Below are 8,320 nucleotides of genomic sequence, written 5' to 3'. Positions count from 1 at the left end.
CAAATGAAGCTGCCGGTGGAACTGTTATTATGACGTCAGTTTTGAGATTTTTAAGTAGTAATCTTAAAACCCTCATTGATTTAGCAGTCTTTGCCGGAACACTTTGGCTGACCTATAAAGCTAAATTATTCCTGGCTACGGCACAAACTCGTTTGATGGCATTCGCAACAAGTTTAAGTACTGTTTCAACTGTTGAGAATACAGTTGCTTTACAAGCAAATACTGCTGCTGCTGGACAAAATGCGGTATCAACTGATCTACTTGCTGCTTCACACGCAGCGAATGTTGCTGCAATGAACGCTGCTACGGCTTCTACATCAAGATTAAATGCGGCATTAAAAGCTAACGCATTGTTTTTGATTATTGCTGTTTTAGCAACGGTTATATATCTGTACAATAAGCTTACAACATCATTAGAAGAAAACTACCAAGAGATAAAGAAAAATACTGATGAATTTCTGAAAAATAAAGCCGTAACAGATCGAAATGCAAAATCAATAAATGAACTATCAGACCGTTACGATGTTTTGAAAGCAAAAACAAAGTTATCTACTGATGAACAAAAAGAGTTGAATAAAATAATTGAGATTTTAGCTAAAACGGTTCCAGGTGCAACATCTGAAATGGATAAATATGGTAATGCTATTGCAATAAATACAACAAAGACCAGAGCATATGTTGAGGCAAGAAATGAAATGTTCAAAGCCGAGAATGCAGTAAAACTGGAACAGAATATTGCTTTACTTAGAGACTTAAGGAAGGAACAAGAATATTTAAACGTTTCAAATGACAAAAATAATGGCTCTTTAGTTGAGGGAATTGGTTATGTAGTTAAAATGGATGGTGTGCTTAAAAAGAGAGGTGGTACTTTTCAAGGTTATCTTGACCTTACCAAAGAAGACATCGCGCTATACGCTAGAAAAAGATTTCAAAATGAGGAAGCTATAGCAAATACAATTGCACATATCAATGCGCTTAAAGGATTGACAGATGCTCAGAAAAAGGCAATTGCATTAAGAGATAAGGAAGCAAAAGAAGCTGGCGATGGTCCTCGTACAATTGATATGATTGACGCGGAAATTAAAGCTCAGGAAGATCTTATTGGTGCGTTATCCGATAAATCCGGAAAGGAAGGAAACATAATAAAAGCTAAAATCAAAGCCTTAAACGACGAAAGAGATCTGATTTACAACAACAATAAATCTCAGGATAAAGACAATGAGAAACTAATTAAAAAGCAATTAGACCAACAAAAAAGGTTGAGAGAGGCTATTTATAGTCTCAATCAATTTCGTCTGCAAAATTCTATAGACATCAATCAAATGATCATTGACGATGAAAAGAAAAGCATCGAGATCCGGACAAATGCATATTTGGAAAATGAACAATTGAGACAATCTAAAAATCAGGAGACTTTAGAATACGAATTGCTTAATAATTCTTTAGAAGGTAAGGAATTGGAAAAGCTAACTGCTAAAAAAAGAAAGCTATTCTTCCAGTCAACAAATGATAGGATTTTAGCAATTACTACTGGAAAATTAGCAGTTGAGAAGTTAACAGCAGCCGAGCTTCTAATTTTAGAAAAATACAATTCCGAAAAGAAAAAATTAGAACTTCAAAGTGTAAAAGACAAACAGATTATCATCGATAGCGAAGTTGCGATTACTCAAAAACGTATTGATGATCAATTACTTTTAGAGGATACTAAACTAAACAAGGCTTTGGTAGCTGAAAATATTCTTTTCAATGCTTCACTAAATAAATTTACAGATTTAGAGAAAGCACAGGAAGAGCACGAAAGAAGGATAGTTGAGATAAAGAGATCTGCTGCCAAAGAAGCAAATGCAATACAGATAAAAGCAATTGAAGATTTGCTTTCAGCTCAGGACAAACTTCCGGAAAATGAAAGGATTTCAGCGGAAAAACGGAAACAAATAGATAATGAACTTTCCAGATTAAAACTTGAAAATTCAGATATAAACGTAGCCAATAATGACAGTGCCAATAAAAAAATTCTATTTTTTGAAGAAGATAATTTCAAAAAAATTGAAGAAAGATCTAGAGAATTAACCCAAGTGCTGGAGGATTTAGGTAATGCAATTTTTGAAGGAAGAATTCAAAATATTGAAACGGAGCAAACTAAGAATGATGAGTATTATGCTAAGCAAATAGAACTTGCAGGTAAAGATGAAAAGCAAAAGGATTTATTACAAAAGGAACGCGATAAGAAGAACGATGTTTTAGAAAAAAAGAAACGTAAAGAACAGGAAAAGCAGGCTAAATTCAATAGGGCCGTGGCTATAAATATGACTATTATCAACACAGCTCAGGCTGTAATGAAAGGTTTTGCAGATAGCGGATATGTAGGTGCAATATTAGCAGCGGCAGTAGGCGCAATTGAAATCGCATCAATATTAGCTACTCCAATTCCTAAATATAAATCAGGACGTAAAGGAGGTCCAAAAGAGATTGCAATGATCAACGACGGTGGAGTTACTGAGGTTGTAGAATCTAAAGATGGTACAACTAAAGTATATTCCGGAATGAACAAAATTGTTCAGCTTTATGAAGGGGATACGGTACATAAATCAGTTGATGATTATAAAAAAGTGCAAAGAGCCGCAATGCTAGCCAGCTTAAATATGGAAGGTAGAAAAATGAGTGATTTTCAGGCAACTCAATACTTTGAAGCATCATACGGAAAGGAACTTCTTCAGGAATTGAAAAGGAATACACAAGCAATTAAAAATCAAAAACAACCTGTTTTTAATGCGCCAAAAATTGACATACCTCATGCTATTTGGAAATCTAAAAATACTAACTGGAACTAATGGGAAATATAAATCCACAATATAACGACCGAGTTCAGTATATCTTAAAAAACAAAGATTTAGGAGAAATTGTTACTGTTGAGCCTATTGGTTGGACGGATGATGATAAGGAATATGCCAGGCACGATACATATGACGGCATATTTCCTAAATTTTCTAATTCTTTGAAATTCGTTGGTAAAGCAGCTGATTTTATTCAGCTGATAGACGATATATATGACATTCAAGCTGAAATAGAACTTGTGAGAAACGAAAGACATCCACAAACAGATGTTTGGACTTTGACTTATTCAGGATATTTGGATATGTCAACATGGAGTAAAGAAAATAAACAAGTTTCGGTTAAATTTAATTCGGGAGGGCTAGAACAAGAGATTAAAGCGCGTGAATCTGAAAGTGTTGAAATAGATCGAACAACTACAATGAATGATAGTGTTATTCCGGAACTTAAAACGATAAGTGTTGAACTTGAAGGAAGGAGGATCTTTCTTCAATCAAAATTTCAGACTAAAGCATCTGCAAATTCTGTTCACTTGGTGAGTACATCTTCTGACGGAAATGTCAGAGGTTGTACAATAGCGGTTCCAATGGAATTAATTAATAAATCACATGTCGAAACACAATCTCCAATCTCAGATACATTAGTCGTTGATAATTCTTGGGCTAGAACAGGAAGTGCCCAGGCTGGAAATTTATTTTTTGCATTATCTGATAAGGATCGCGAACTAAAAATTAAGGTAAAGCTTCAATTTAAAGTAAATATTACGGTTTTTGATGATGTAGATTTTTTTAAGTTTTTTGTTAGAATAGGGACGTATAGTTCTACTGACTTGAACTTTAAAGAGAATAGATTTTTATTTGAAAGAGGTTCTTACGAGGAATTAAATGATAAAACATTTTCAGTTAATTTTGATTCAACAATTGATCTATTGACTAATGAAAGCTTACAACTTGTATTTGATCAGAATGTTGATTTTCATGATTCACCTTCACAGCGTTTAGAAATTGACGTATCGAACGTTCTATGTTATGTTGATCTTGACGAGGATAGTTTTGAAGATAAATCTATAACTAAGGCAATTTTAGCGCATGAATTAGCTGAAAGACTTGTGACAATTGCAACTAACAAACAAGGTGTTTTCTATTCTGATTATTTTGGAAGAACTGATTTAGGTTATCCAGTTGATGGCGAAGGCGCATACATTGGTTTTACTCATGGTTTTTGGGTACGACAATTTGATAAATTACCATTACCTCAGGAAGAAACTTCACTTCAAAATAAGATAACGAATTTGTTTAAGCCAATTACTACATCATTTAAAGATTTCACAACTTCCACAACTGCAGTTTTAAATTTAGGAATGGGAATTGAAAATATCGGAAATGTAGAAAGAGTGAGAATAGAGAAACGAAGTTATTTTTGGAATAGAAATGTGACGGTAAGACTTCCAAATCAAGTTAAATCTGTTAAAAGATATAAAGCTGTAGACAAGTATTACTCTTCAATTGAGAATGGTTATGAAAAGGGTGGAGATTATGAAGAAGCGTTCGGATTGGATGAGTTTAATGTAAAGTCTAATTTTTCCACAATAATAAGTAAACTTAAAAATGTTTATACCCAAATTTCTAAGTATCGAGCTGATAGTTATGGAATGGAGTTCGCCAGACGTAAACCAAAATCGTTGGGAGATACCGAAGACACAACTTATGATGAAGATATATGGTTTCTGGATTTGAAAAAAGGCTCTGCAGAAATTTATCAGCAAAGAAAATGGCAGGATGATTTTGAGAATGCTCCTACTGGAATATTTAGCCCGGAGACAGCTACGAATTTAAGGTTTTCGCCCGTTAATTCTTTGCTTCGACATGGATGGTGGATATCGGCATCTTTGATTAAATATGCAACTAATAAATTGAAGTTTGGATCATCTACTTCGAATAGATTACTAAAAACAAAACTTATTGGCGGTCATGAGTATGCTGAAAATGGAGATATCATGAATTCTGAATTAGAAACTGCAAGGTTTATTCCTCAATATATAGAGTTTGAACATTTGTGCGATTTCGATATTATGCAGCAAGTGAATGGCAGCACAATGATTTTAGGGAAAAAAGTTTTAAATCTATATGGATTAGTTGAATTTATAAATGAAGATAGAGATATTGAAAAGGGTTTTTTGATGAATCTTAAGCCAAACGGAAAAGGACAATGGAAAGTATTAAAAGTTAATAGATAATAAAATGGCAAATTCAAAGATTACAATTGAGTTCAACGCTGTTCCTGCAGAAGAATCAGTTCTAAATATTTCAGAGGTTACTTATGGTTTGAATTTAAACGAAATATTTAAATATTATCGTTTAGGAAGTGGTCAAACTCAGTTGCCTCATTTTGGACATATTCCTGGGGCAGATCCTCCAACAGGATGGACCGGAAATGTTTCTGTAAATTATAGACAGGCGTTTAATTTGGATTACAATGCAAGTAGCTTATTCACTGTAACAAATACAAGTTATGGAGAAGGTATTGGCCGTGTTGTAGTTACTGCAAAGTATCCCGGTGCTGTATTTTCGGTTATAACTCCAAATCCTGATGTAACGGTATTCATTGAAAACGAAGCTACTGTTGCTGTTATTCATATAACAAACACAAGTTTTGCAACTGCAAGTGTAACACCTTGCCAGAAAGTAAAAGTAAATGTTACAACTGATTTATTAGCTGTTAAAATATTAAGCCCGGTTGTCGTAAATCCTAACGCAAGCAATCCTTTTAATTTTGATTGGCTAAGAGGTGAAACCATTAATGTTATAGTAGAAGATTCTAATGGAAAAACAGACTCAAGATATATAAATTTACCAAGTTTGTTAAATGCTTCCAATTTCATTATCAATGTAAATAATAGTCCAAACGGTGCAACTGTAATTGTTGAGAATATAAATACATCCGGATTAAATTTAGAATACTCCTTGGATGGTATCACATGGCATACATTGAACACATTTTCAGGGCTTACTACTGGAGATTTTACTTTATATGTTCGTGATCATTTAGGCTGCTCATTTACAAAAACGTTTTCAGTAAATGAATTTGGAATTCAAAACCCGTTTTTCTATATCTCAAAATCAAATTCTATCCGTTATGCAAATCGCATAACTTTTGGGGATTCTGAGAATTATAAAACAGATGAGAATACTTTGAGTTGTGAGGTAGATGTTGATGTAGTTTACAAGGAAGTTCAGCAATTCCAAAGCGCTGATATTGTTCAAACACAGTTCAAGTCTAATTTTGCGAGTAATGTTGCAAAAGTTATAAAAGAAGATCTTACTGAAGTTGTTGTTCCGATAGAGAAAAAAACAAATAATATCGGTATTAAGGACAAACGAGATGCAAGAAAATATAATATAGGAAATGGAAAAACCGGAGTTTACTTTCTTTCAGGAAACACTTATAATTACGATACTAATGTTGTCAACGGAAATTATTCTTTAAATGGTTTGCTTCCGGAATGGGCCACTGTCGGAAATTATATTGTGATTTCAAATGCATGGTTTTTGATCGAAGAAGTTCTTTTTGACGAAAGCAAAAATGCAGATATAATTGTATTCTCTCAAACTTATACCGGTTCTGAAATTAGTATTGTTGCCGGCTCAATATTTAATAGATTCAATTATGAAGTTTATGAGTACGCAATCGACATGGCAAATTACATTGACCAAAAATTCAGAGTTCAACTTGTAAATTCAGATCCTAATTTCACAACAATAACTCATTTAAGTGAAGAACTTTGGTGTAAAGTAAAACATGATGATGTTGTGGAAATTAGATATAGAAATTCAACGAATACGGATGTTTATTATTCAACTGGAATTGAATTCAAAATCAGGATTCCAATAACTTTTGTGAAAGGCAAGGTAGATGAAGAAAGTGAGGTTCATAAAACCGATACAAACTCAATTTTGCTATCTGCAGATTTATATGAAGTAGATGAGTTTGTTTTTGAACCTGTGACTAAAGAAATTTGGCGAAAAATAATGATAGCTTTATCACATGAGAATGTTTTGATAAATGGAACCGGTTACGTAAAAAATGGATCTTTCAGCACAGAAGGTCCTCTTGAGAAATCAAACCTTTACGTATTAACGGCAAATATGATTAAAACGGGTAGTGTTTACAACTCACAAGGAAGTGGAAATTTAGATTTTGATGGAAGTGAAGTTGAAATACCAGGTTTAATTCAAACGGAATCCGGATATCTTGGATATTAATAGCAAAAAGCCTCTAAATAATTAGAGGCTTTTTTAATTAAAACTTAGGCATGTAGTTAATTTGATTTACTAAAATATAATTAAAATGTTACTTCAAATCTTTAAATTGTTTTCCATCAACATGAACCGATCTATTATCATGATAATGGTGATGATGCACTATTGTAGTTGATTTATCAACATAAGTTGAATCTTTTTTATCTGGAAACAAAGCATTTCCAATACCCTTACCGATCATCCAACAACCGCCTACAATCACGAAAAATAGTATTACAAGTATTCCCATAGTAGCAAAGTTATTAAATATTAATGTCTTAACTAATTGACTTTGTTGTTTAGAATGATTCTAAATAGAATAAAATATTTTACATTTGTTGAATAAAATATCCATCATGAGTTTTCAAACATACATCACGGAACAAGTAGCAGCAATTTCCGCTAAATTAAATGCAATTGCCACCAATGCAAAAAAGATTGATGAACTTCCGGCTCAAGAATATTTAGATCCTACATCAAGAATTCATGTTTCTCGTGATGGTATTTCTGAGCGAATTACAGTTGGTCAAATTATAGATGCTATTGAAAATAGTAATTTTGATGAAATAATTTCAGTAGGCGCTGTTACTATTGTTTATAATGAAATTTCTGGAATCAATGAAGCGATTGTTCCGATCATTCCAATACCAACTTGGCGTATAAACGATGTGTATTATACTAAATCAACAGAAACCGCGCGTGAAGTTCCTTTTGCGGCGACTGGATTAAATAGGTTTGATATCTTAATAATGAATACCTCGAACGACATTGTTATTGAAAGAGGTGATGAAACTGCTGGAATTGCAGTAATTCCAACTAAACCGCTTAATACAATTATTCTTTCTTCAATATATGTAACAGATAGTTCCGTAGGAGATCCAACGGATCCTGTAGATCTATCAAATTATCTTGATCGCGGAGGTTATAATGGAAGCGCAATTGATCTTGTTGAAAAATTTGAAAGTAGAGATATAACTATTAATTACGGTGCTACTTTAGCCCTTGATCAGATTAACTTAACTGATGTTAGAAGTTCCGTTTCATTAGAAGGATCTGCAACAAGTGTTAAGTCAGCTCAATATGATATTCAATATGTAAGACCTGGTAAGCCGCATTTCTTTAAAAACAGAACTGGTCATGATGTTACAATTGAACATAATAGTGGTACCGGAAATATTAAATACTTCTTT

Annotated in this window: 5 protein-coding genes; 4 read left to right on the top strand and 1 reads right to left on the bottom strand. The window is 33.1% G+C overall.

The features are described 5' to 3' along the window. The 3 genes from EV143_RS21600 to EV143_RS21050 form a co-directional block, all read left to right on the top strand. Positions 1 to 2,831 (top strand): coiled-coil domain-containing protein (locus tag EV143_RS21600; protein ID WP_166638200.1); only part of this gene is annotated, 2,831 nt, incomplete at its 5' end. Beyond that, positions 2,831 to 5,068: a hypothetical protein gene (locus EV143_RS21055; RefSeq protein WP_133509881.1), complete on the top strand. Its 2,238-nt coding sequence runs from the start codon at positions 2,831 to 2,833 to the stop codon at positions 5,066 to 5,068. The genes EV143_RS21600 and EV143_RS21055, both read left to right, overlap by 1 nt. A 4-nt stretch (positions 5,069 to 5,072) precedes the next feature. Beyond that, positions 5,073 to 7,094 (top strand): hypothetical protein, encoded by a 2,022-nt coding sequence (locus tag EV143_RS21050; protein WP_133509880.1) that lies wholly within the window; start codon positions 5,073 to 5,075, stop codon positions 7,092 to 7,094. An 88-nt stretch (positions 7,095 to 7,182) separates the two neighbouring features. On the opposite strand, the gene EV143_RS21045 is transcribed toward EV143_RS21050, so the two are convergent. Continuing rightward, the gene (locus tag EV143_RS21045) at positions 7,183 to 7,380 is read right to left on the bottom strand and encodes a hypothetical protein (RefSeq protein ID WP_133509879.1); all 198 of its coding nucleotides are present in this window, start codon (positions 7,378 to 7,380) and stop codon (positions 7,183 to 7,185) included. A gap of 106 nt (positions 7,381 to 7,486) precedes the next feature. Between EV143_RS21045 and EV143_RS21040 the strand changes: the two genes are divergently transcribed. Continuing rightward, the coding region (locus EV143_RS21040; protein WP_133509878.1) for a hypothetical protein at positions 7,487 to 8,320 on the top strand (834 nt) is incomplete at its 3' end.

This window comes from Flavobacterium chryseum (assembly GCF_004362015.1).
GTDB lineage: Bacteria > Bacteroidota > Bacteroidia > Flavobacteriales > Flavobacteriaceae > Flavobacterium.
The sequence above is the reverse complement of the archived record's forward strand: the minus strand, read 5'-3'. Positions and strand labels throughout refer to the sequence as shown.